The following is a 19,980-nucleotide window of genomic DNA, read 5'->3' as shown; positions in this document are numbered from 1 at the left end:
CCGCAACCGTCGAGATCGAACAGGGAACATATGCCATGAAGAAGACCCCCGCGACCGCCGCCTTCGCCTCCCTGTTGCTGCTGCTCGCGGGATGCGGCGAGAAGGCGGGGGAGAAAGCCGACAAGGCGGGCGACATCGCCGCCACCGACGGCATGAGCCGGGAAGAGGTGCAGGCCGAGGTCGACAAGGTGCAGCTCAAGCCCGGCCAGTGGGAAGGCAGCTTCACGCTGGAGGATATCGACCTGTCCGACATGCCCGGCGCGTCCCCGCAGATGAAGGACCAGATGAAGAAGATGATGAGCCAGTCCTCCATCAAATATTGCGTCACGCCCGAAGAAGCCGCCCATCCCAGCGGCAGGATGTTTTCCGGCCAGGAGAACAAGGACTGCACCTATGGCGGCTTCGACGCGAGCGGCGGATCGGTGAAGGGGCAGGTGTCGTGCCAGGGCGAAAATGGCAGGATGAACGCCGTGATGACGGGCAGCTATGCGCCCGAAAGCTATGAGATGCACATGGACATGAAGATGGAGGGCGGCCCCAAGGGCATGGCCATGGCGATGAAGGCGCGGACGACGGGCAAGTGGACCGGCGCGACCTGTTCCTGATCCGGCGGGGAGGAGGCACGGTGCAATGGGGGGTATCGGGCCGGGGCGGACACTCATTCCTCCGTTCGGGCTGAGCGAAGTGGCGTCCCTACGGCCGGCCGTGTCCTTCGATTTCGCTCAGGGCGAACGGAATGAGGAAAGCAGATCGTCCGCTAACCACCTGGCCCCCCCGCAAAACATGTCCCGCCCAGCCTCGCCATGACCGCCTGCTGGCTTTGCCGCCGTCCGCTGGGGGATCGGGTCGAATGGCATCATCCCCTGCCCAAAAGCCGGGGCGGGCGGGACGTGGTGCCGCTGCATCCGATCTGCCACCGCACCATCCACGCGACCCTTTCCAACGCCGAACTGGCGCGCGGCCATCGGGATGCCGATCGCCTGCGCGCGCACCCCGCCATCGCCCGATTCCTGGGCTGGATCGCGGACAAGCCGCCGGATTTCCATGCGCCCACCCGGCGAAGACATTGAAGGCGCCAGCATTTTCGCTTGCACTTTGCAACGGGAAGAGGGAGGCTCCCGCCGTTCCGCAAGAGAACGGGGGAGAGGATGATGCGTTATGCTGTTGTGGCGGCGATGCCGCTTGTGATGACTCTTGGCCTGACAGGGTGCGGCAGCGCTTCGGCGCCCGAACCCGAAGCCGAGGAAGCGCCCATCGTGATGCAGGCGGGCGAATGGGCGCTGACCCGCAAGACCACCGGCTACAACACGCCCACGGTGACGCCCGCCGAATATCAGGCGGCGCTCAAGGAGGTGAAGGAAGACAAGGTGTGCGTCACGGTCGACGCGGCGGGCGTGCCGGACGCCAATGCCCTTGCCGGGGCGGAAGGCCAGGATTGCACCTACAAGGACAAGCTGCTCCGCAAGGGCCGGCTGATCGCCACCCTGTCCTGCAAGGCGGGCACGGGCACGTCGGAAATCGCGTTGGAAGGCAATTATACCGCCGACACGCTGACGCTGGGCAGCACCATGACGAAGACGGTGGGCGGCCAGCCCGTGCTGCGCACCACGCATGACGTCAATGGCAAGCGCGCCGGGGAATGTCCGAAGGCCTAGGGACGGGCGGCATGATCCCGCGCCGGTCCTGTTCGGGCAGGAGTGGACATTCCTTCCTCCGTTCGGGCTGAGCGAAGTCGAAGTCTGTCCTGAGCTTGCCGAAGGGCCTTCCACCGAACGAAGTGAGGTGCAGAGCCTTCGACTTCGCTCAGGTGGGGCCCCTTCGACTGCCTGCCAAGGCAGGCGCTCAGGGTGAACGGGGATGAGTATTGCAATCAGTCAAAATGGAAGTGCACCGTGCCCCTGCGAAGGCAGGAGCACGGCTCAGACGGTAGAACTGCGCTCTCACGAGCCACTTGCTCGATCGAGTGCCTTCGCAGGAGCACGGCTATGTCTAAGCCGCCAGCCCGCTCCCCACCCGCAACCGCTATTCCAGCGCCGCGATCGCCCGCCGGTCGCAGCGCTTCGGCCCGCGCGGGACGGCCGTGTAGCCGGGCACCATGATCGACTGCCCGATCCGCAACGGGGCGAAGCGCTTGCGTTCGATCCCTTCGCATTGCAGGAACAGCTCCAGCATCCGGGGCGGGGTGTCCCATTGCTCATAGGACAGGCGGAACGTGCCCCAGTGCACGGGGATCGCGGTCGACGCGCCCAGCCGCTCGAAGACCTGCACGGCCTGTTCCGGGCCGATATGCGGGCCCGCATCCATCTGTCCCTTCTCGAACCGGAAAGCGCCGATCGGCAGGATGGCGAGGCGGATCGGCCCCAGCCGCGCCGCTTCCTGCGGCCACATCATGTCGCCCGCGCCGGTGTCGCCCGCGAAGAAGATGTTCCCCGCCCGCGTCTCGATCACGAAGCTGGACCAGAGCGCCCGGTTGCGGTCCGTCGCCCAGCGCGTGCTCCAATGATGGTTGCGCGTCACATGGACGCGATAGTCGGGGCAATGCTCGTAATTCTCGCACTGGATCACCGTGTCCGCGCCAAGGCCGCCCAGCGCCGCGCCGCTGATCGACTGCCCCCAGTCCAGCGCCGTGGCGGGGATGCCCGCCGCCTTCAGGATGGCGTCGTTGCCGAGGCTGGTGACGATCCTGGGCCGGTCGCGCGCCCAGAGCCTCTTCAATGTCGGGATGTCCAGATGATCGTAGTGATTGTGGCTGATGAGGATCAGGTCGATCTTCGGCAGGTCGTCGAAGCGCACGCCGGGCTGCGCGATGCGCTTCGGCCCGATCAGGTTGAACGGCCCGGCCCGGTCGGACCAGATCGGATCGGTCAATATGTTGATCCCCGCCGCCTGCACCAGCACCGTCGCATGGCCGACCCATGTCGCCGTCATGCCGCGCGGCGCGGCGAAGGGGGCGGGGCGCGTCGGCTTCACCGCGATGGCGTCGGGCCATTCGGGGCGCCGCTCGTCCCGGCCCAGCAGATAGTGGGCGATGGCGTTGTGCAGGCCATGGCTGCGCGCCGGGAAGACATCCGCCCCGTCCGGATTGAAGAAATGCGCGCCGTCGAAATGGCGGCTGACCGGCCCCTGATAATAGAGGCGGTCGAGGAAAGGCGGCACGATGGTGACGGCCAGGCAGAGCGCGACGACCAGAAACAGCAGCGCGGCGCCCAGCCCGGCGGCGATCTTCCTCAACTGGCGTCCCATGCGCGCTCCCCGTCCTTTGATCGCCAGGGACATAGCGCGGATTGGCGGCGCGGCAAGTCCCGCATCCCTGTCAAAGCGCCCCCGCCAGCGCCAGGATCACGCCCAGCGCCACCAGCATCAGCCCCGCCGCCTCGCTGCCCTTCATCCGCTCGCCCAGATAGAAGTGCCCGAAGGCCATGGTGAAGGCGACCTCGACCTGTCCGACGATCCGCACCAGCGCCACGGGCGCGGTCGCGAAGCCCGTGAACCAGCAGGCCGACCCCGCCGCCGAGAGGAACCCGACCTGTCCCGACACCCGCCAGCTCGCGAAGACCCGCCGCATCTCGCCTGGCTCGCGCAGCAGCAGATAGCCGCCCTGCATCATGGTCTGCAAGGCGACCGTCACCGCCAGCGCGATCAGCGCGGCGTGGATCGGATCGCCGCCGCCCACTTCCTGCGTGGCGCGGCGGATGCCGATGGCGGTCAGCGCGAAGAAGAAGCCCGAAGCGATGCCGTAGAGCGCGGCGGGCTGTCCCAGCGCCTTCAGGAAGGCCAGCGGCCCCATGCGCTGCCCGCCCGTCGACAGCAGCATGATGCCGCCCACGCCGCACCCGATGCCGCACAGGCTGAGCGCGCTCAGCCTTTCCCCCATCAGCAGGAAGGACAGGATCGCGCTCTGCACCGCCTCCGTCTTGGAATAGGCGGTGCCGGTCACGAAATTGCGATGATGGAACGCCATCAGCAACAGGTTGGTGGCGATGACCTGCGCCAGTCCCCCGGCCAGGCAGAACAGCAGGAACGGCCCGCCGATGGATGGCAGGGGTGCCGGAAACAGCCACCGATAGATCAGCAGCATCAGCAGCGCGAAGGGCAGGCCGTAAAGATAGCGGACCAGCCCCGCGCCGTTGATCGACAGCGTCTTGCCCACGCGCCGCTGCACGGCGGTCCGCCACGCCTGTAGCCCGCCCGCCATCAACGTGGCGGGCAACCAGATAGGGGATGAGATCATGCGCGGCCTATAGCCGAAAAGCGCCGCGCGTCACCTTCCGCTTTTCATGGCCGCTTTTCATGGCCGGTTTCCTGGCCGGTCGCCGGCGGTTCAACTCGGCTTGACGCCGCCGTTGGCGGCCGATCCGCCATGATGATGCCAGTCATTGGCGGCCGCGCCAGGATCGGCCAGCGGCAGGCGGCCCATGGTCCAGTTGGTCTGCAACCGCACGAGGGGATTGGGCGCGCACCAGATTTCGCCGCTGTCGTTGAGCCCGGTCACCCAGATCAGATTATGCTCCGGCCCATAGTCGATCACGGCGAAGGCATAGCCCTTGCCCTTGCCCTGGACATCGATGGGAAGCGGCGGATCGAGTTGCGTGAAGGACATGGAAAAACTCCGGCGAGAGATGCCGGAAACAATGCCGCGGCGGCCACGCGGTTCCCTCCACGGCCGCCGCCTTGATTTCGATCAGCGAGATTCGGAAGAAGCAGCGCAAATCCCATGTGTTCGCGCGGCCGTTTTCGGGCAGTTGTTGCCGTTCCTTCACCCCGTTCGGGCCGTGCCCTTCGGCTTCGCTCAGGGCGAACGGAATGAGGAAAGCGGACTGTCCGCTATCCACCCGAACCGTCCCCACAATCCTCCCCCGCAGGAAGGTCTCACACCCCTTCGAGCAGATGCTCTTTCCGGATCTTCTCCTGCCACACCAGCGGGGCGAGGCGGTGGACATTCTGCCCTTCCGCATCGACCGCGACGGTGACGGGCATGTCCTGGACCTCGAACTCGTAGATCGCCTCCATGCCCAGGTCCTCGAAGCCCACGACCTTCGCGCCCTTGATCGCGCGCGCGACCAGATAGGCCGCGCCGCCGACCGCCATCAGATAGGCGCTCTTGTGCCGGGCGATGCTGTCCGTCGCCGCCGGGCCGCGCTCGGCCTTGCCGACGCAGGCGGCGAGGCCCTGTTCCAGCATCATGTCCATGAACTTGTCCATGCGGGTCGCGGTCGTGGGACCGGCCGGGCCGACCACCTCGTCGCGCACCGGATCGACCGGGCCGACATAATAGATGACGCGGCCCTTGAAATCGACAGGCAACTCCTCGCCCTTGGCCAGCATGTCCTGGATGCGCTTGTGCGCGGCGTCGCGCCCGGTCAGCATCTTGCCGTTCAGGAGCAGCCGGTCGCCATGCTTCCAGCTCTGCACGACTTGCGGCGTCAGCGTGTCGAGGTCGACGCGGATCGCTTCCTTGCTGGGCTTCCAGTCGACCTGCGGCCATTCGGAAATCTTCGGCGCCTCCAGATAAGCGGGGCCCGAGCCGTCCAGCGTGAAATGCGCATGGCGCGTGGCGGCGCAATTGGGGATCATCGCGACGGGCTTGCCAGCGGCATGGCAGGGATAGTCGTAGATCTTGACGTCGAGGATGGTCGACAGGCCGCCCAGTCCCTGCGCCCCGATGCCGAGCGCGTTCACCTTGTCGAAAATCTCGATCCGCATCCGCTCGATATCGTTCCGCGGGCCACGGGCTTTCAACTCACCCATGTCGATCGGTTCCATCAGGCTTTCCTTGGCGAGCGCGACCGCCTTTTCCGCCGTGCCGCCGATGCCGATGCCCAGCATCCCCGGCGGGCACCAGCCCGCGCCCATCTGCGGGATCATCTCCAGCACCCAGTCGACGATATTGTCGCTGGGGTTCATCATCTTGAACTTGGTCTTGTTTTCCGATCCGCCGCCCTTGGCCGCGACGTCCACGATCACCTTGTCGCCCGGCACCATCTCGACATTCAGCACGCAGGGCGTGTTGTCCTTGGTGTTCTGGCGGCTGAATGCCGGGTCGCGCAGGATCGAGGCGCGCAGCCGGTTTTCGGGATTGAGGTAGGCGCGGCGCACGCCCTCGTCGACGACCTCCTGCATGGATCGGCTGTTGTCGTCCAGGCGGCAGTCCATGCCCCATTTGACGAAGACGTTGACGATGCCGGTGTCCTGGCAGATCGGGCGATGCCCTTCGGCGCACATGCGGCTGTTGGTCAGGATCTGGGCGATGGCGTCCTTGGCCGCCGGATTGGCCTCCGCCTCATAGGCTTTGCCCAGCGCGCGGATATAATCCATCGGATGATAATAGCTGATGAACTGGAGCGCGTCGGCGACGCTCTCGATCAGATCGGCGGTCTTGATGACAGTCATTACCCATGTCCCTTCTGACGCTCCGCCTTGGGGCGGATGCATAAGCAGGGCGGCTATAGGACTTTGGCGGGATGAGTCCAGATGGCGCGGCTAGCGGCTATCCGTCGGCATAGGGGAACATCGGCCAATAAGGCTCCTTCTCCACCAGCACGCGGGCGAAACTCTCCCGCGCCTCCAGCCGGTCGAGATAGGCGGCAAGGACCGGATGGGCGGCGCGCATCGGCTCCACCCTGTCGGCATAGAAGAGGGAAGGGGCCGCCGCGCAATCGGCCAGCGAGACATCCTCCCCCGCCGCCCATGTCCGCCCCGCCATCCGCTCCTCCAGCAGCGCATAGCTTTTGCGCAGCGTCCGCCGGGCCTGTTCGACGCCATGCGGATCGCGCGCATCCTGCGGGCGCAGGCGGTCCGCGACGATGGCCTGCATCGGCCCCATCACATAATTGTCGAACAGCCGGTCCATCAGCCGCGCCTCCAGCGCCGCGTCGGGATCGGCGGGAATCGCGCGGAATGGCCCCTGCGCATGGGCATCCAGATATTCGACGATGATGCTCGCTTCGGCCACCGTCCGCCCGCGCGCCTCGTCCCGCAGCACCGGGAACTTCCCCATCGGCCACAGCGCCATCCACTCCGCCGCCGCTTCATCCTGTGACAGCAGGCGCGGCGTGAAGGGCGTCGCATTCTCATAGAGCGGGATCAGCACCTTCCAGCAATAGGAGGACAGCGGATGATAATAGAGAATCATGGGAAACAGCCTTCCGGGATCGCGACGGCTCCATTTACCACCCTATGCCTGTTGCCATAGCCCAAGCCCTTGAGAGGGATGATTTTCCCGACGCGCGCATTTGCGTGGCAAGGCAAATTTATTTTTACGGATGCATGAACCCCCTTGTCTTTTGCGGAGCCTAGGGAAGTCCGTGCGTCGCGCCGACCAACCGCCCCATGGGCGCGACGAACCGACTCAGAGGGGCGATGAGCCGAGTCCTCAATCTGTCATTTACCCTCTTGCGCCTGACGGAGGGTATGGCACTATCCCTTGTATCGGGATAACGGGGGTCACCCAACAGATTGTGATTGCTTCGCTGGATGATTTTCAGCGTCGGGGCTGCTTTTGCCCTTGCGATCCGGTCGGTTGGGCCCATTTCCGTCCCGCCGCGATGGGGATCATGCTATGTTCTGGGTTTCGCCGGACCATGCTTGACCGAATCGAACGGAACAGGAACATTCGGGGGCTCGCATGGATTTTCGGGATAGCGCACAAGGTATTGGCGACGTGGCAACCGTGATGGATGATCTGGTGGAAACGCAGGCGGCGGAAAAGGCGACCAGCCCCGCGCCCGTGAAGGAGAAGGAAGCGATTTCCTCGTCCAAGATATTGGACCGGCGCTTCGATGTCGTGACCGATCCGTCGCGCGACGCGCTGCTGACGGAATTCGGCAAGGATACGCTGAAGGACCGCTACCTCCTGCCTGGCGAAAGCTATCAGGACCTGTTCGCCCGCGTGGCGGCGGCCTATGCCGACGACCAGGGCCATGCCCAGCGCGTCTACGACTATATCTCGCGCCTGTGGTTCATGCCCGCGACGCCGGTGCTCTCCAACGGCGGCACCGGGCGCGGCCTGCCCATCAGCTGCTATCTCAACAGCGTGGACGACAGCCTGGAAGGCATCGTCAACACCTGGAACGAAAATGTCTGGCTCGCCTCGCGCGGCGGCGGCATCGGCACCTATTGGGGCAGCGTGCGCGGCATCGGCGAGCCGGTGGGCCTCAATGGCAAGACCAGCGGCATCATCCCCTTCGTCCGCGTGATGGACAGCCTGACGCTCGCCATTTCGCAGGGCTCGCTGCGCCGCGGATCGGCCGCCTGCTATCTCGACATCTCGCACCCGGAGATCGAGGAGTTCCTCGAAATCCGCAAGCCTTCGGGCGACTTCAACCGCAAGGCGCTCAACCTCCATCATGGCGTGCTGCTGACCGACGAGTTCATGGAAGCGGTGCGCGACGGGGCGGAATTCGCCCTCAAATCGCCCAAGGACGGCTCCGTCCGGGGCAAGGTGGACGCGCGCGCCTTGTTCCAGAAGCTGGTCGAAACCCGCCTCGCGACCGGCGAACCCTATATCGTCTTTTCCGACACGGTGAACGGGACGATGCCCAAGCATCATCGCGAGCTGGGGCTGAAGGTCTCCACCTCCAACCTGTGTTCGGAAATCACCTTGCCGACGGGTCGCGACCATCTCGGCAATGACCGCACGGCGGTCTGCTGTCTTTCTTCCCTCAATCTCGAAACATGGGATGAGTGGAAGGAAGACAGACAGTTCATCGAGGATGTCATGCGCTTCCTCGACAATGTGTTGCAGGACTATATCGACCGCGCGCCCGACGAGATGGCCCGCGCCAAATACAGCGCCTCGCGCGAACGCTCCGTGGGTCTGGGCGTCATGGGCTTCCACAGCTTCCTCCAGGCGCGCGGCCTCCCCTTCGAGGGCGCGATGGCGAAGTCGTGGAATCTGCGCATCTTCAAGCATATCAACGAGAAGGTGAACGAAGCGTCCATGCAGCTCGCGGTCGAGCGCGGCCCATGCCCGGACGCCGCCGACATGGGCGTGATGGAGCGTTTCTCCTGCAAGATGGCGATCGCGCCCACCGCGTCGATCAGCATCATCTGCGGCGGCACATCGGCCTGCATCGAGCCGATCCCGGCCAATATCTACACCCACAAGACGCTGTCCGGCAGCTTCGTGGTCAAGAACCCCTATCTGGAAAAGATCCTGCGCGAAAAGTCGAAGGACAGCACGAACGTCTGGAACACGATCCTCGAACGCGGCGGATCGGTCCAGCATCTCGACTTCCTCAGCCAGGAGGAAAAGGACACGTTCAAGACCAGCTTCGAGATCGACCAGCGCTGGCTGCTCGAACTCGCGGCCGACCGCACGCCCTATATCGACCAGGCCCAGTCGCTGAACCTGTTCATCCCGGCGGACGTGGAGAAGTGGGACTTGCTCATGCTCCACTTCCGCGCCTGGGAACTGGGCATCAAGTCGCTTTACTATCTCCGTTCCAAATCGGTGCAGCGCGCCGGTTTCGCGGGCGGCGTGGAAGCGGACAACACCATCGACGCGCCGAAATTCGAACTGGCTGGCGGGAGCACCGACTATGACGAGTGCCTTGCCTGCCAGTAAGGGACGGTCCCAGACCCTCTCCCCATGGAGAGAGGGTGGGACACGGCGCCTAGTCCGTTTCTTCGAACAGGTCGGCCGCGTTCGCCGCCGTCGCGGACAGGCGCACCGTGTCGCCTTCGACCGACGCGATCAGGCCGCCGTCGAAATAATGATGCTTCGCCCCTTCGCCGCCCGGCCCCTGCGGGCTGTCGGCCTTGGTCAGCTTGATGCGGTCTCCGTCGACATGATCGACAGTGCCCAGATGCACGCCGTCCGCGCCGACGACATTCATATGTTCCTTCACTTGGGACAGGTCAGCCATGATGCTTCTCCTTGGTTGGTCCGCTCCCAACGCATGAAACGCCATCCGGTCGCGGGCTCCGTCCGCCGTCCGTCTCAAAACCCGCTCTTCAAGGCCCAAGGATAACCGCCATGTCCCTTCTCCAAGCCAGCAAGGTCTACAAGCCCTTCGAATATCCCTGGGCCTATGAGTTCTGGAAGCGCCAGCAGCAGCTCCACTGGCTGCCGGAGGAAGTGCCGCTGGGCGAGGATTGCCGCGACTGGGCGCAGAAGCTCTCCGACCATGAGCGCAACCTGCTGACGCAGATCTTCCGCTTCTTCACCCAGGCGGACGTGGAGGTGCAGGACTGCTATCACGAAAAATATGGCCGCGTGTTCAAGCCGACCGAAATCAAGATGATGCTGACCGCGTTCAGCAACATGGAGACGGTCCACATCGCCGCCTATTCGCACCTGCTCGACACGATCGGGATGCCCGAAACCGAATATTCGGCCTTCCTCCAATATAAGGAGATGAAGGACAAGCACGACTATCTCGCCCAGTTCGGCGTGGATTCGGACGAGGACATCGCCAAGACGCTGGCCATGTTCGGCGGCTTCACCGAAGGGCTGCAACTGTTCGCCAGCTTCGCGATGCTGATGAACTTCCCGCGCTTCAACAAGATGAAGGGCATGGGGCAGATCGTCACCTGGTCGGTCCGGGACGAGACGCTGCATTGCGAAGGCATCATCAAGCTGTTCCACACCTTCGTGAAGGAACGCGACTGCCTGACCCCCTCGGTCAAGGACGACATCATCGACATGTGCCACAAGACGGTGCGGATCGAGGACGCGTTCATCGACCTGGTGTTCGAAATGGGGCCGGTGCCCGGCATGACGCCCAAGGACATCAAGCGTTACGTCCGCTACATCGCCGACTGGCGGCTGGGGCAACTCGGCCTCAAGCCCATCTACATGATCGACGAGCATCCGCTGCCCTGGCTGACCCCGCTGCTGAACGGCGTGGAGCATGCCAACTTCTTCGAAACCCGCGCGACCGAATATAGCAAGGGCGCGACGCGCGGCCAGTGGAACGAGGTGTGGGACGCCTTCGACCGCCGCAAGAAGCTCAAGAATGGCGACCCCGCCAACAGCGACGAAGCGAGCGACCCCGACATGTTCAAGTCGGCGGGCATCGCGGCGGAATGAATGTCAATCGTTGCGCTGGCCCATGGATGGACGTCCCATGCTGCTGCCTTCGCGGGAGCATGGTGAGTTATGACGGTGATCCGCCCTCTCACATGAACAGATAATCCGCCAGCGCCTCCACCGCCGGCATTTCCGCCGCCCGCGCGCTCACCGCCTGCCGCACCTCGATCGCGGGGAGCGGCGTCTCCAGCGCCAGCCGCTTGATCCCCTCGACCCGGCCCATGTCCCGCGCCATCGGGCCGAAGGCGGCGAACCAGCCATCGCCCTTGCGCAGCGCGGTCATGATCTCGAACAGATTGTCCGATTCCAGCGCGGGCGGGCCCGGCCTGATGCCGCCGCGTTGCAGGGCATCCTCGCTGATCCGGCGCAGCCCGTTGCGCGGCTCCATCGCCAGCATCGGCGCGGCCTCCACCTCGCGCAGCGTCACCGTCTCCTGCGCCGCCAGCGGGTGCGCGCTCCCCGCATAGAGGCTGAGCGGTTCCGACCAGCCATAGCGCGACGGCAGCCCCTCCGCTTCCCCCAGTGCATAGAAATAGGCGATGTCGACCTTGCCCCGCTCCAGCGCCTCGCGCGCCTGCCCGGCCAGCAATATGTGCAGGTCCAGCGTGATCGCCACATCCTCATTGGCTTCCTCGAACGCGGCGAGCGCCTCCTGGAAATGCCCGAAGACCGGCGGCGGCGCGCCCAGCGCGACCAGCCGCCGCGCCGCTCCGGCAGGCGGCGAGCGCGGGGGAGGGGGAGGGGGCGCGGCCTCCTCCGCAGCTTCGCGCGCGGCCAGCGCCTGTTCGGGGTCATCCTCGCCCAGCAGCGTCATGGCCTGCGCGGTCCTGTGCCCGGCCTGCGTCAGCCGCGCCGCGCCATGCAGGTCGTCGAACAGCCTGTAGCCCAGCCGCATCTCCAGCGCGGCGATCCCGCGCGCCACCTCGTCCGCGCCGATGCCCAGGTCGCCGGCGCAGCGCGCGATGCTGCCCGCCGCCACCATCTGCGCGAAAAGGTCCAGTTGGCGCAGGGAGGGATTGGCCATGACCGGGGTGTAAAGCAAAGCCCCCGCCGGGTTAAGCGGGAAGTTGGGGAAAGCCGTCGATGCGATATTGACGAAACACCCCGAATGATGGCAGGGCGCTTCCCCTGACGGGCGGGTATAGCTCAATGGTAGAGCACTAGCCTTCCAAGCTTGTGATGCGGGTTCGATCCCCGCTACCCGCTCCACCGTCAACTTCCTGGAAAATGACGCTTTGCCGCCCGATGGCCGGGAGGATCGCACTTGCGCGGGCAGGAGGCGCAGGGCATGCAGGTCCATGAAGAGGCCGTGCGTCCCGCAGCACCGGGCGGGCGCTTCGCATGGGGACGGGAAGACGGCCATGGCGGAATGGACCAGCAACACGCTCAAACGCTTCACCAGCCTGGCCGTGGCGCTCGACATGCTGGTGTCGGAACGGCTGACGCTGCTCAGCCCGGCGACGTGGGAGGATCGCAACGACATCGCCTTCCTCGAAGCCTATCGGGCGAGGCGCGGCGTTCGCCATGTCTTCGCGATGTGCTTCACCCAGGCGCCCGAGACGTTCCACCATTGGGGCGTGTTCGCCCGGGGCATGGAGGGCGTCCGCGTCGATCTCGACAAGCGCGCCCTGCTCACCAGCCTGCGCGACCGGCCCTGCTTCGTCTGGAACGACGTGCAGTACAAGACGCTGGACCAGCTCGACGCGCTGGAGGCGATCAACGTCTACGACCTGCCTTTCCTCAAGCGCCATGCGTTCCGGGACGAACGGGAATTCCGCCTGCTCTGCGAAAGCGACGATCCGGCAGCGCAGCGTCTGGACGTTCCCATCGACCGCGCCTGGATCAAGGGCATCAGCGCCAGCCCCTGGATGCCGGAGAACCTGTTCCAGAGCATCAAGTCCGCGATCAGGGCCTTGCCCGGTTGCGGCAAGCTGCGGTTCCAGCGCACGACGCTGCGGGAAAATGACCGCTGGAAGACGGCCGTCAGGAAGATCGTGGACGGCAGCATCGCCGCCGGTTCCCTCCCCCGCAACCCGATCGGCCCGCAGGCCGGGCGCGGCGGTCGGGGCCAGGATTCGTGAAATCCCGGCCAGGGCTGCCTCACCGGTTCGCGTGAAGCGCCATGGGCGTGGCAGCTGTCGATCCGGGCGGGGCGGCCATCGGCGTCCCTGATGTCGCGCCTGGGGCCGTTCATGCCGGTCATGGTCTGGAACGCCGCGCTGGCGAGCGGCGTCAGGATTTCCCGCAAATGGGCGCAGGTGTCGCAGGAGGCAGGCCGCTTGCGGACCTCGCTGTTCCAGCCCCGCCCGGACAGCATATATAGGGGAAGGCGTTCATGCCTTCGGGCGGATCGTCCATCTCCATGCCTTCCTTCTTGCATGCCGGGGGCCGCGCCGCGATGCCGCGATCCCCGCTTCGCTCCGCATCAATAGCTCCTCGGCATCCCCAGCACATGCTCCGCCAGGAAGGACATGATGAGGTTGGTGGAGATCGGCGCGACCTGATAGAGGCGCGTCTCGCGGAACTTGCGCTCCACGTCATATTCCTCGGCGAACCCGAAGCCGCCATGGGTCTGGATGCAGACATTGCCCGCCTCGACCGACGCGTCGGCGGCCAGCAGCTTGGCCATGTTCGCCTCGGCCCCGTTGGGGATGCCCTTTTCATACAGGCGGGCGGCTTCATGCACCATCAGCTCGGCGGCGCGCATATTGGCGTAGGCGCGGGCGATGGGGAAGGACACGCCCTGATTGCCGCCGATGGCCTTGCCGAACACCTGCCGCTCCCTGGCATAATCGACCGATTTCCTGGTGAACCATTTGGCGTCGCCCACGCATTCGGCGGCGATCAGCACGCGCTCGGCATTCATGCCCGACAGGATGTAGCGGAAACCCTTGCCTTCCTCGCCCAGCAGGTTCGCGGCGGGAATCCGCATATTGTCGAAGAAGACTTCGGTGGTCGCATGGTTCATCATCGTGCGGATCGGGCGGATGGTCAGCGATCCGTCGGCCAGCGCCTTCTTCATGTCGACGATGAAGGTCGAAAGCCCTTCGGTCTTCTTCGCCGCCTGATCGCGCGGCGTGGTGCGGGCCAGCAGCAGCATCAGGTCGCTATGCTCGGCGCGGCTGGTCCAGATCTTCTGGCCGTTGACGACATATTCGTCGCCCTCGCGCCGGGCGAAGGTGCGCAGCGCCGTGGTGTCGGTGCCGCTGGCCGGCTCGGTCACGCCGAACGCCTGGAGGCGCAGTTCGCCGGTCGCGATCCTGGGCAGATAGTGCTGCTTCTGCTCTTCCGAACCGTGGCGCAGGATGGTGCCCATGGTGTACATCTGCGCATGGCAGGCGCCGCCGTTGCAGCCTTCCGCCTGGATCGTCTCCAGGATCGCCGCCGCCGCGCCCAGGCCCAGGCCCGATCCGCCATATTCCTCGGGGATCAGGACCGACAGATAGCCCGCCTCGGTCAGCGCCTGGACGAACGCGGTCGGATAGGCGCGCTTCGCGTCCAGATCGCGCCAATATTCGCCGGGGAAACCGGCGCACAGGCGGCGGACGCCTTCGCGGATTTCGGCATGTTCGTCATTGTCGAAAGGACTGAGGATCATCGGTCGGTTCCCTGAAGGGCTGGACGGAAACAGGCGGGAAGTGGCGCGTGCGCGGGCGGCTCCGCATCGGCCATCCCGCCGCGGGGAAGGCCGGTCTGACGGGCGGGCTTGGGACTGACTCACTCACTCCTCTCTGGTGGCGTTTTCTCTACCCCGATGCATTTTTTATGCGCGCGGGAAAAGGGCCGGGCTTGCCGATCCTGTCCCGGACATAGGATGATCCTATGGTGATCGGCGGACCGGTCGGTGGATCGGGCGGAAGGCGATGGCGCGATCCCGTTCGCATGGCTTGGTCCCGGTCCCTTTCCTATTTCCGGCTCGCGGCAGGAAATAGGAAACATCCCAAAACCCCGGCGCTTCGCCATCTCCTTCATGGTTTTGCCGTCACGCCTTCACCAGCCGCGCATTCTCCCCCACCGGCGCCCGCCGCGACCGGAAGCTGTTGGCGGCATGATCCTGGTCCGCATGGCCGAACGACGCGCCCACCACGAACATCAGATTGTCCGGCACCGCGAAGTGCCGCCGGATCAGGGCCGAATGTTCCGCCAGCGCGGCCTGCGGCGTCATCCCCAGCCCCAGGCTCTGCGCCGCCAGCAGCAGCGTCCCCAGATAAACGCCGCAATCGATCGCGCCATAAGCCCCCAGTTCCCGCTCGCAGCAGATCAGCGCCACATGCGGCGCGCCGAACAGCCGGAAATTCTCCAGCGCCTGTTCCCTCGACGCCGCCCTGTCGCCCTTCCGCACGCCGACGCTGTCGTAAAGCTGCCAGCCGACCTCCCGCCGCCGCTCGCCATGGACGCCGGGAAAGGATCGCGGATAGTCGATGCCGGGCTGCCCCTCATGGCCGTCCGACGACGCTTCGGCGAACAGCGCGGCGCGGAACCGCTCCGTCGCTTCTCCCTGCGTGACGATGACGTTCCAGGGCTGCGTGTTGCACCAGGACGCCGACATCTGCGCCAGTTCCAGCATCCGCCCGATCACGGCCTCCTCCACCGGTTCGGGCCGGTAGGCGCGGCAGGTGAACCGCTCCGCCAGCAGATCGCCCAGCACATAGCTGCTGTCCGGGAAAGCCGCCGGATCGGCATGGGGCAGGAATTTCGACCGATCTTGTGAAGCCATGGAAGTTCCAGTCTCTATGGGGAAACGGGTTGATCGCTTGATGCCGCCGACGGCACGGCGGCTTCCAGCTGGAAGCGGTCGACCATTTCGCGCAGGATCATCTTCACCGCCTGCTCGACCGAGGATATGGCCGGGCCGGCGGGGCGGGTTCGCTTGCGGACGAGGTAGGCGGTGCGGATCATGGACGGCTCCACGATCCTGACGAGGGAAAGCGTCCCCGCCGCGACTTCATCGATCACCGCCGCATGGGGAAGGATCGTATAGGCGCTCGCCCGCGCCGTCATGGTGACGATCTGGGGCAGGGAATCGATTTCCAGCACCACGTTGAGTTGCAATCCGCGCGAACGGGCGAAACGCTCCACGACCTTGCGTGCGCCATGGGACGCGCCGGGCAAGGCGAGGGGCAGGGATGGCAGCGCCGCGGCGGAGATCACCGGAATGCCGGCCGCATCGCGTTCGAGCCCCGGCGGCAGGTTGTCGCTGGCCGTGACGAGGAAAAGCTGCTCGGTCAAAAGGGGATGGAAGGAGAGGGGAAGGCTGTCATGCACTTCATAGGCGCATCCCAGATCCAGCCTTTCTGATACCATCCATTCCAATATGTCCCCCGACATGGCTTCCGTGATCCGAAGGCGGATGTGCGGACATTCGTTCTGGATGGTTTCCGCCAGCGGAACGCTGAGCAGCAGGCCGAGCGAGGGCGGCAGGCCGATGGAAACCGTATCGCGCGTCTCGCCATCGGTCTGGCGGATCTCATCGATCGCCTGCGCGGCCGCCCCGACGATCCTGCGGCTGTGTTCGCTCAGAAGGCGGCCCGCCTGGGTCAACCGGATTCCCTTGCTCGTGCGGATGACGAGCTGGACCTGCAACTTGCGTTCGAGCCGGCCCAGATTCGCCGAAAGAGACGGCTGGGCTATTTCCAGCGCCGACGCGGCGCCGGAGATCGACCCCTGCTCCGCCACCGTCAGGAAATAATAAAGCTGTCGCAAGTCCAGCGAGGGCAGATCGCGCATCATCATGCAGGTCGGCAGTTGGAATCCATGGCGCACCGAAGATATAGGCTGAGGCTATGCCTCGCGCAGGCCGACGGTCAAGAGCCGCGACCCCTTGCCCCATGATATTTTCCGAGAACCGCCCGGGGGAGATCATGGATGTCCCGGCGAAAGATCGGGATGCGCGGCCTTGACCGCCGGATGGTCGAGGGCATGGCGGACGGCCGTCATCAGGGCGGGATAGCCGTCCAGCGGCACCGCGAAGCGTTCCGCCGCATAGGCCTGCGGGACGAGGTGGCAGTCAGCCATGGTGAGGTCGTCGCCGAAGGCATAGAGACCGCCGTGGCGAAGGATCATCTCCTCCAGCGCCGCGAAGCCACTTGCGATCCATCGCCCGACCCATGCCTGCCGTGCCGTGTCGTCCGCGCCCAGATCGCCGGTGAGCGCGTTCAGCACCCGCGCATTGTTGAGCGGATGAATGTCGCAGGCCACGATCATCGCCATGGCGCGCACGATCGCGCGATCATCGGCGTTGGCCGGCAGCAGGGGCGGGGCGGGATAGCGTTCCTCCAGCCATTCGATGATGGCGCTGCTTTGGGTGAATATCCTGCCGTCCGCCTCCAGCGCGGGCACGAGGGCCTGGGGGTTGAGCGCCCGGTAGGCGGCGGAGCGCTGCTCGCCGTTCAGCAGGTCGACGGGCGTCTGGCGATAGTCCAGCCCCTTGACGTTCAGCGCGATGCGGGTCCGGTAGCTGGTGCCCGACCGCCAATAGCCGTGAAGGACGAGGCCGGCCATGTCACGGCTCCAGCCCGGGGGCGGGCGCTATGCGGGCGCGGCATTCGCCGAAGCCGATCCGCGCGAAGCCGGGGGCCTCCGCAAAGGCGGTGATGATGATTTCGTCGCCGTCCTCCAGGAAAGCGCGGCTTTCTCCACCGGGCAGATGAAGAGGCTCCCTGCCCCCCTGGGTGAGTTCGAGAAGACAGGCTTTGCTTTCGTCCGAAGCGCCCGACAGGGTGCCCGTGCCCAGCAGGTCGCCGGGGGCAAGATTGCATCCATTGACGCTATGATGGGTGATGAGTTGGGCGGCGGTCCAGTACATCGCCGTCATCGAACTGCAGCTCAGGCGATGGGGGGGGCGATCCTCGGCGCGCATCCGCGCGGTGGACAGATGGACCTCCATCGTCACGTCCAGCGCGCCGCTTTCCTGGTCGGCGGGATCGAGCAGATAGGGAAGCGGCGCGGGATCGCCTTTCGGCCGGGGAGGCTGCGCCACGCGATAGGGGGCCAGCGCATCCATGGTGACGATCCAGGGCGACACGCTGCTGTGGAAATTCTTGGCGAGGAAGGGACCGAGCGGCTGATATTCCCATGCCTGTATGTCCCGCGCAGACCAGTCGTTCAGGATCGAAAGGCCCGCGATATGCTCCCGCGCGCCGGCGATCGGGATGGGTTGGCCCAGCGCGTTTCCGCGTCCGACCCAGATCGCCATTTCCAGTTCATGATCCACCCTCTTGCTGGGGCCGAATATCGGGGTCTGCGTTCCTGGCGGCAAGGTTTGCCCGTTGGGCCGGATCACATCCTCGCCCGAAAGCCGGATGGAGGAGGCGCGGCCATGATAGCCGATCGGGACATATTTATAATTGGGAAGCAGTGGACTGTCGGGCCGCAATAATTTGCCGACATTTTCGGCATGATGGATGCCGGTATAGAAATCCGTATAGTCGCCGACATGGGCGGGCAGATGCAGGCTGCACCGCGTCATGGAATGCAGCGCCGGACGGACGGCTTCTTCCGATGCCGGATCGGTGAGCAGGCGGAACAGGCCATGGCGGAGGGCGCGCAGGGCATCGTTGCCCACGCCCAGCAGATCGTTGAGCGTGGCTCGATCGGCCAAAGGCGCAACGCCGCGCGCGTCGTCCGGCAAGAGGGCGGCGATAGCCGCGATGTCGAGAATTTCCGAGCCGATGGCGACGCCGCCGCGCGGCGGGCCGGAGGGCGGCGCGAATATCCCCAGGGGAAGGTTCTGGACCGGGAAGTCGCCATGGCCGTTCGCGCTCCCGACCCAGCTGCGGGCGGCGGGATCGTGCGTGAAATCGGTGCAGCGGGTCAAACGTCGTCCTCCTTTTCCTTGTGCAGCCAATCCGCGTGGCGGGGGGCTCTTTTGGTCCGGGACCATTCCTCCAGCATCAAGGGCGCCACGCGCGCCAGTTCGGCATATTGCGCCTCCGTCCCGATATTGCAGGCCAGCTCGATGCGATGGCCGTTGGGATCGAAAAAATAGATGGACCTGAAAATGCCGTGCCAGGTGGGGCCGAGCACCTCGATGCCCTGCGCCTCGATATGCGCCCTCGCCGCGAGCAGCGCATCCATGTCGGGCACTTCGAAGGCGATGTGCTGGACCCAGGCGGGCGTATGGGGATCGCGGCCCATTTCGGGCTGGTTCGGCAGTTCGAAGAAAGCCAGCACATTGCCGCCGCCGCAATCCAGGAACACATGCATATAGGGATCGTAAGCCCCGGTGGACGGAACATGATCTTCGGCAAAAGCGGTGGTGTAGGTCATGCCCAGCACCCGTTGATACCACTCCACGGTCTCTTTCGCGTCGCGGCAACGATAGGCGGCATGATGGATTCGGCTGATCCTGAATGGCGGGGCCATGACCCTCTCCTCGCGCGGTTCCGCGCTGTAACCGGTATCAATTGAAACCAATTTACGCCTGGCGCAATATAGTGTCAAATGATACCGTTTCGCCATGGTTCGAAAGACGCTGCGGCTCGATCAGTTTCTGCCTTATCGCCTGTCGGTCGCGGCCAATCGCGTGAGCGATGCGGTCGCCGGCGCCTATGAAAGGCTTTTTGCGCTCAGCATTCCGCAATGGCGGCTGATCGCCGTGCTGGCCGAAAGCGAAGGGGCCACGCAGAACGAACTCGGCCAGAAAACCGTCATGGACAAGGTGACGGTCAGCCGCGCCGCTCTCGCGCTGGCACGGCGCGGATTGATCGTCCGTTCGCCCAATCCTCGCGACGGGCGGTCTCGCAGGCTTTTTCTGAGCAGGGAGGGACGTGCGCTTTATCGACGGATCGCGCCCAAGGCCCTGGAACTGGAAGACCAGGTCTTTTCCTCGCTGTCAGAGGAGGAGCTGGCCCGTTTCCGCGATATTCTGGATCATATCGCGCGCAAGGCCGGGGCGTTGGTCGAGGCGGGCGAGCGGGTGTCCGGTGCCGAAACAGGGCCTAAATAAC

General features: G+C 65.3%; 20 protein-coding genes and 1 tRNA gene. 8 read left to right on the top strand and 13 right to left on the bottom strand.

Annotated features, from left to right (window positions below):
- Positions 1-35: 35 nt before the first annotated feature.
- From SCLO_RS09465 to SCLO_RS09455, 3 genes are all read left to right on the top strand, one after another.
- On the top strand, positions 36-605 hold the full coding sequence (locus SCLO_RS09465) for a DUF3617 domain-containing protein (RefSeq protein WP_083948995.1): 570 nt from the start codon (positions 36-38) through the stop codon (positions 603-605).
- A gap of 198 nt (positions 606-803) precedes the next feature.
- Positions 804-1,070, top strand: coding sequence for an HNH endonuclease (locus SCLO_RS09460; protein WP_066515041.1), 267 nt, complete (start codon positions 804-806; stop codon positions 1,068-1,070).
- A gap of 81 nt (positions 1,071-1,151) precedes the next feature.
- Positions 1,152-1,655, top strand: a complete 504-nt coding sequence (locus SCLO_RS09455) for a DUF3617 domain-containing protein (RefSeq protein ID WP_066515179.1) — start codon at positions 1,152-1,154, stop codon at positions 1,653-1,655.
- Positions 1,656-2,022: 367 nt separating this feature from the next.
- Here the strand turns inward: SCLO_RS09455 and SCLO_RS09450 are convergent, their stop codons facing one another.
- The 5 genes from SCLO_RS09450 to SCLO_RS09430 all read right to left on the bottom strand — a co-directional run bounded on the left by SCLO_RS09450 (position 2,023) and on the right by SCLO_RS09430 (position 7,132).
- Positions 2,023-3,243 (bottom strand): MBL fold metallo-hydrolase, encoded by a 1,221-nt coding sequence (locus SCLO_RS09450; protein WP_066515178.1) that lies wholly within the window; start codon positions 3,241-3,243, stop codon positions 2,023-2,025.
- Between the two features lie 70 nt (positions 3,244-3,313).
- Positions 3,314-4,231, bottom strand: coding sequence for a DMT family transporter (locus tag SCLO_RS09445; protein ID WP_066515035.1), 918 nt, complete (start codon positions 4,229-4,231; stop codon positions 3,314-3,316).
- 90 nt (positions 4,232-4,321) lie between these two features.
- Positions 4,322-4,600, bottom strand: coding sequence for a hypothetical protein (locus tag SCLO_RS09440; RefSeq protein ID WP_231923205.1), 279 nt, complete (start codon positions 4,598-4,600; stop codon positions 4,322-4,324).
- A 269-nt stretch (positions 4,601-4,869) separates the two neighbouring features.
- Positions 4,870-6,390 carry a fumarate hydratase gene (locus tag SCLO_RS09435; protein WP_066515026.1) on the bottom strand — a complete coding sequence of 507 codons (1,521 nt, stop codon included), beginning with the start codon at positions 6,388-6,390 and terminating at the stop codon, positions 4,870-4,872.
- A gap of 97 nt (positions 6,391-6,487) precedes the next feature.
- Positions 6,488-7,132: a glutathione S-transferase family protein gene (locus tag SCLO_RS09430; RefSeq protein ID WP_066515022.1), complete on the bottom strand. Its 645-nt coding sequence runs from the start codon at positions 7,130-7,132 to the stop codon at positions 6,488-6,490.
- A 492-nt stretch (positions 7,133-7,624) separates the two neighbouring features.
- Between SCLO_RS09430 and SCLO_RS09425 the strand changes: the two genes are divergently transcribed.
- Positions 7,625-9,565 carry a ribonucleoside-diphosphate reductase subunit alpha gene (locus SCLO_RS09425; protein ID WP_096362117.1) on the top strand — a complete coding sequence of 647 codons (1,941 nt, stop codon included), beginning with the start codon at positions 7,625-7,627 and terminating at the stop codon, positions 9,563-9,565.
- A gap of 49 nt (positions 9,566-9,614) precedes the next feature.
- On the opposite strand, the gene SCLO_RS09420 is transcribed toward SCLO_RS09425, so the two are convergent.
- A complete protein-coding gene (locus SCLO_RS09420; protein WP_066515020.1) occupies positions 9,615-9,866 on the bottom strand; it encodes a DUF2171 domain-containing protein in 252 nt (83 codons plus the stop codon).
- 110 nt (positions 9,867-9,976) lie between these two features.
- On the opposite strand from SCLO_RS09420, the gene SCLO_RS09415 reads away from it, so the two are divergent.
- Positions 9,977-11,032: a ribonucleotide-diphosphate reductase subunit beta gene (locus tag SCLO_RS09415; RefSeq protein ID WP_066515019.1), complete on the top strand. Its 1,056-nt coding sequence runs from the start codon at positions 9,977-9,979 to the stop codon at positions 11,030-11,032.
- Between the two features lie 88 nt (positions 11,033-11,120).
- On the opposite strand, the gene SCLO_RS09410 is transcribed toward SCLO_RS09415, so the two are convergent.
- Positions 11,121-12,056 (bottom strand): LysR family transcriptional regulator, encoded by a 936-nt coding sequence (locus tag SCLO_RS09410; RefSeq protein WP_066515018.1) that lies wholly within the window; start codon positions 12,054-12,056, stop codon positions 11,121-11,123.
- A 111-nt stretch (positions 12,057-12,167) separates the two neighbouring features.
- On the opposite strand from SCLO_RS09410, the gene SCLO_RS09405 reads away from it, so the two are divergent.
- Together SCLO_RS09405 and SCLO_RS23850 are read left to right on the top strand one after the other, a co-directional pair.
- Positions 12,168-12,241 (top strand) — tRNA-Gly (locus SCLO_RS09405).
- Between the two features lie 152 nt (positions 12,242-12,393).
- Positions 12,394-13,113, top strand: a complete 720-nt coding sequence (locus SCLO_RS23850; RefSeq protein WP_066515016.1) for a hypothetical protein — start codon at positions 12,394-12,396, stop codon at positions 13,111-13,113.
- 344 nt (positions 13,114-13,457) lie between these two features.
- Here the strand turns inward: SCLO_RS23850 and SCLO_RS09395 are convergent, their stop codons facing one another.
- From SCLO_RS09395 to SCLO_RS09370, 6 genes are all read right to left on the bottom strand, one after another.
- Positions 13,458-14,630, bottom strand: a complete 1,173-nt coding sequence (locus tag SCLO_RS09395; RefSeq protein ID WP_066515013.1) for an acyl-CoA dehydrogenase family protein — start codon at positions 14,628-14,630, stop codon at positions 13,458-13,460.
- 384 nt (positions 14,631-15,014) lie between these two features.
- A complete protein-coding gene (locus tag SCLO_RS09390; protein WP_066515009.1) occupies positions 15,015-15,749 on the bottom strand; it encodes a nitroreductase in 735 nt (244 codons plus the stop codon).
- Between the two features lie 14 nt (positions 15,750-15,763).
- On the bottom strand, positions 15,764-16,765 hold the full coding sequence (locus SCLO_RS09385; RefSeq protein ID WP_066515006.1) for a LysR family transcriptional regulator: 1,002 nt from the start codon (positions 16,763-16,765) through the stop codon (positions 15,764-15,766).
- Positions 16,766-16,891: 126 nt separating this feature from the next.
- The gene (maiA, locus tag SCLO_RS09380; protein WP_066515000.1) at positions 16,892-17,533 is read right to left on the bottom strand and encodes a maleylacetoacetate isomerase; all 642 of its coding nucleotides are present in this window, start codon (positions 17,531-17,533) and stop codon (positions 16,892-16,894) included.
- A 1-nt stretch (position 17,534) separates the two neighbouring features.
- Positions 17,535-18,848 carry a fumarylacetoacetase gene (gene fahA / locus SCLO_RS09375; RefSeq protein ID WP_066514998.1) on the bottom strand — a complete coding sequence of 438 codons (1,314 nt, stop codon included), beginning with the start codon at positions 18,846-18,848 and terminating at the stop codon, positions 17,535-17,537.
- The gene (locus tag SCLO_RS09370) at positions 18,845-19,396 is read right to left on the bottom strand and encodes a VOC family protein (RefSeq protein ID WP_066514995.1); all 552 of its coding nucleotides are present in this window, start codon (positions 19,394-19,396) and stop codon (positions 18,845-18,847) included. Before SCLO_RS09370 ends, fahA begins: the two co-directional genes overlap by 4 nt.
- Before the next feature lie 94 nt (positions 19,397-19,490).
- On the opposite strand from SCLO_RS09370, the gene SCLO_RS09365 reads away from it, so the two are divergent.
- The gene (locus SCLO_RS09365) at positions 19,491-19,979 is read left to right on the top strand and encodes a MarR family winged helix-turn-helix transcriptional regulator (RefSeq protein ID WP_066514994.1); all 489 of its coding nucleotides are present in this window, start codon (positions 19,491-19,493) and stop codon (positions 19,977-19,979) included.
- Position 19,980: the final 1 nt, after the last annotated feature.

The sequence above is a fragment of the Sphingobium cloacae genome, from assembly GCF_002355855.1.
Lineage (GTDB): Bacteria > Pseudomonadota > Alphaproteobacteria > Sphingomonadales > Sphingomonadaceae > Sphingobium > Sphingobium cloacae.
This window is presented reverse-complemented; position numbering and strand designations above follow the sequence as displayed.

What these genes read in the sequence shown, in the direction of transcription:
- SCLO_RS09390 (WP_066515009.1), bottom strand. Translation starts at nt 15,749, where the DNA reads ATGGCTTCACAAGATCGGTCGAAATTCCTGCCCCATGCCGATCCGGCG.
- SCLO_RS09410 (WP_066515018.1), bottom strand. Translation starts at nt 12,056, where the DNA reads ATGGCCAATCCCTCCCTGCGCCAACTGGACCTTTTCGCGCAGATGGTG.
- SCLO_RS09420 (WP_066515020.1), bottom strand. Translation starts at nt 9,866, where the DNA reads ATGGCTGACCTGTCCCAAGTGAAGGAACATATGAATGTCGTCGGCGCG.
- SCLO_RS09445 (WP_066515035.1), bottom strand. Translation starts at nt 4,231, where the DNA reads ATGATCTCATCCCCTATCTGGTTGCCCGCCACGTTGATGGCGGGCGGG.
- SCLO_RS09370 (WP_066514995.1), bottom strand. Translation starts at nt 19,396, where the DNA reads ATGGCCCCGCCATTCAGGATCAGCCGAATCCATCATGCCGCCTATCGT.
- SCLO_RS09425 (WP_096362117.1), top strand. Translation starts at nt 7,625, where the DNA reads ATGGATTTTCGGGATAGCGCACAAGGTATTGGCGACGTGGCAACCGTG.
- SCLO_RS09415 (WP_066515019.1), top strand. Translation starts at nt 9,977, where the DNA reads ATGTCCCTTCTCCAAGCCAGCAAGGTCTACAAGCCCTTCGAATATCCC.
- maiA (WP_066515000.1), bottom strand. Translation starts at nt 17,533, where the DNA reads ATGGCCGGCCTCGTCCTTCACGGCTATTGGCGGTCGGGCACCAGCTAC.
- SCLO_RS09430 (WP_066515022.1), bottom strand. Translation starts at nt 7,132, where the DNA reads ATGATTCTCTATTATCATCCGCTGTCCTCCTATTGCTGGAAGGTGCTG.
- SCLO_RS09465 (WP_083948995.1), top strand. Translation starts at nt 36, where the DNA reads ATGAAGAAGACCCCCGCGACCGCCGCCTTCGCCTCCCTGTTGCTGCTG.
- SCLO_RS09385 (WP_066515006.1), bottom strand. Translation starts at nt 16,765, where the DNA reads ATGATGATGCGCGATCTGCCCTCGCTGGACTTGCGACAGCTTTATTAT.
- SCLO_RS09365 (WP_066514994.1), top strand. Translation starts at nt 19,491, where the DNA reads ATGGTTCGAAAGACGCTGCGGCTCGATCAGTTTCTGCCTTATCGCCTG.
- SCLO_RS09450 (WP_066515178.1), bottom strand. Translation starts at nt 3,243, where the DNA reads ATGGGACGCCAGTTGAGGAAGATCGCCGCCGGGCTGGGCGCCGCGCTG.
- SCLO_RS09460 (WP_066515041.1), top strand. Translation starts at nt 804, where the DNA reads ATGACCGCCTGCTGGCTTTGCCGCCGTCCGCTGGGGGATCGGGTCGAA.
- SCLO_RS23850 (WP_066515016.1), top strand. Translation starts at nt 12,394, where the DNA reads ATGGCGGAATGGACCAGCAACACGCTCAAACGCTTCACCAGCCTGGCC.
- SCLO_RS09395 (WP_066515013.1), bottom strand. Translation starts at nt 14,630, where the DNA reads ATGATCCTCAGTCCTTTCGACAATGACGAACATGCCGAAATCCGCGAA.
- SCLO_RS09455 (WP_066515179.1), top strand. Translation starts at nt 1,152, where the DNA reads ATGCGTTATGCTGTTGTGGCGGCGATGCCGCTTGTGATGACTCTTGGC.
- SCLO_RS09435 (WP_066515026.1), bottom strand. Translation starts at nt 6,390, where the DNA reads ATGACTGTCATCAAGACCGCCGATCTGATCGAGAGCGTCGCCGACGCG.
- SCLO_RS09440 (WP_231923205.1), bottom strand. Translation starts at nt 4,600, where the DNA reads ATGTCCTTCACGCAACTCGATCCGCCGCTTCCCATCGATGTCCAGGGC.